Genomic DNA, 2,611 nt, shown 5'->3' on the forward strand with positions numbered 1-2,611 from the left:
CCATCCGCCAGCCGATTCAGGTAAATCGGTAATGCTGTTAGTGACGTTTTGAAAATATTCAATCCAGATCCATATTATAGAATGTATTAATATGGTTTTTCCTCGATTTAACAGGTTTTTCAAAAACGATTCAGGTACAAATTAATGCATCATGCTCCCATGTATGTTACCGTCAGGAAAACTAAATATCCTTTTCAGCCGAATCAACAATATCAGCTCACCCTTGAAACTCTGTCAGATTGGGGACACACCTGCTTTATCAGGATGAGTTTCGTAATTAATTAGAAAAAAATATCAACCTTAGCATGTGTCTTTTCTGAAACCTGAAAAAAGTCCTTCAGGACAGACACGCACAAGACTGAACAAAAGATCGCCATGGACCCGCAAAAACAAATACTTTCCACCATTATTCTGGGTGCAGGAAAAGGTACCCGGATGAAATCGCAAAAGGCCAAAGTCCTCCACACTGTTTTTTTCTCCCCCATGATTGAACATGTAATCAATGCCGTTTCACCATTACACCCTGAAAAGATAATTGTTGTTGTGGGGCATCAGCAGGAAAATGTGAAAAATGCACTGAAGAGGTTTTCACTCCATTTTGCTGAGCAGACCGAACAACTAGGCACAGGGCACGCTGTTCTAGCAACCCTTCCCCTGCTTGATGGTGTTGGAGGAAACGTAATGATCCTCTGTGGAGACACTCCTCTTGTCGAAAATGAAACTCTCGCTAAGATGCACGAAAAACATCTTACGTCCCAGGCGGAAATTACCCTGATGACAACTATGCTTGACAACCCGACACATTATGGAAGAATCTTATCTGATGAAAATAACAGGATCACAAGGATAGTGGAAGAAAAGGATGCATCGGCAGCAGAAAGAAAAATAAAGGAAATTAATGCAGGAATATATTGTGTAAAAACAGATTTTCTTTTTCATGCTCTTGAGCGGGTCGGCAGAGACAACAGCCAGGGCGAGATGTACCTTACTGATATCATAAGTATAGCAGTTAGCAATAATAGAAAAGTGGAAAGATTTCTCACCCCCAACGTTTCCGAAATACTCGGTGTCAACTCCAGAGTTGAACTGGCTCAAGCCCATAAAATTCTCCAGCAAAGAAGAAATACTGAACTTATGCAACATGGAATAACAATGTATTCCCCAGATTCCATCTCCGTCACAGAAGATTCCAGTATAGGTCGTGACTGCATTCTTTTCGGGGAAATAGAAATTACCAATAACACCACAATAGGAAAATCGTGTACAATTGGTCGGGGAGTTATACTCAGTAACTGCAGAATCGGAGATCAGGTAACTATCGGACCATATAGTTGCCTTACAGATACGACACTGCCAGCCAACACTCATGTACCTCCCCACACGGTAAAACAACCTACTCGCACCAGAAACCATTTCTTTGACGAGGAAGAAATATGACAGACCTGAAGAAAATGTATTCAACCATTTTAGGCGACAGTTTTCCCATGGATATGACCATCTCCTTCGGAGACCAGAAACTTGTCTATAAAAAACGGACCTGGAAAATTGCCATGGAAGATGGAAGGGTGGAGGAACGAGGTGTTCGCTATGGTGAAAATCCTGATCAGGAAGCAGCTCTTTATGAACTTGTTAACGGCAACCTGACCCTGGGAGACTGCCGGTTCATTTCTCCCGGCAACGGCCTTGTTTCTGCAATTGATGTCAATGATATGCTGCAGGTTGGTAAACATCCGGGAAAAATAAACCTTACCGACATAGATAATGGCCTCAATATCATAAAATATCTGGTTGACCAGCCTTCTGCAGTCATACTCAAACACAACAATCCATGTGGTGCCGCAAAAGACAGCTCCCTCGCTGCTGCCTTTCATCGGGCCCTCCGTGCTGATCGTATCGCAGCCTTCGGAGGAGCTGTTGTATTGAGCCGTCCCTGCGACATTGACACGGCCAGACTCCTGGCTGAAAATTACCTGGAAGTGGTCTGCGCCCCGGATTTTGAACATGGTACTCTTGATATTCTCGGGCAACGGAAAAATCTGAGGATAATCAAAATCGCTGCAATAGACAGGCTTGCCGATTTCGAAAAATTTCGTTTTGTTGACTTTAAAAGTCTCATTGATGGTGGAATTATAGCCCAGCAGTCCGCAGTCAACTCGATCCGGTCAATTGATGATCTCAAACCAGCAACCGCTACCTGGGAAGGGAAAGAATACACCTGCGATCGTCAGCCTGCTTCTGAAGAAATTGATGACATGCTTTTTGGCTGGGCAGTTGAACATGGAGTCACATCCAACTCAGTTCTATATGTTAAAAACGGTTGCACTGTCGGTATAGGAACCGGAGAGCAGGACCGGGTTGGTGTTGCGGAAATCGCTGTCCACAAGGCGTATATTAAATACGCCGACATTCTCTGTTTTGATAAATATAAAATCCCCTATGCGGACCTGGAGCTGGCGGTTGAAAAAGGGTCAAGAGACAGAGCTGAAAAGGAGGAAATTGACAGTCAGGTCCAGGAAGATCGTGCAGGACTACCAGGGTGCACAATGATTTCGGATGCTTTTTTCCCTTTTAGAGATGGTGCCGAAGTCGGCATCAGGCAAGGTATTTCCGC

The 2,611-nt window shown here is 44.0% G+C and carries 2 protein-coding genes; both read left to right on the plus strand.

Annotation, left to right across the window (positions count from 1 at the left end):
- Positions 1-375 precede the first annotated feature (375 nt).
- A complete protein-coding gene (locus ACXLDX_RS05760) occupies positions 376-1,437 on the plus strand; it encodes a bifunctional UDP-N-acetylglucosamine diphosphorylase/glucosamine-1-phosphate N-acetyltransferase GlmU (RefSeq protein ID WP_457576244.1) in 1,062 nt (353 codons plus the stop codon).
- On the plus strand, positions 1,434-2,611 hold a 1,178-nt coding region (locus ACXLDX_RS05765), incomplete at its 3' end, for an IMP cyclohydrolase (RefSeq protein ID WP_457576245.1). The genes ACXLDX_RS05760 and ACXLDX_RS05765, both read left to right, overlap by 4 nt.

This window comes from Desulfomarina sp., assembly GCF_054039375.1.

Bases quoted from the DNA above. Each gene is read 5' to 3' on its own strand.
- ACXLDX_RS05760 (WP_457576244.1), top strand. From the start codon at position 376: ATGGACCCGCAAAAACAAATACTTTCCACCATTATTCTGGGTGCAGGA.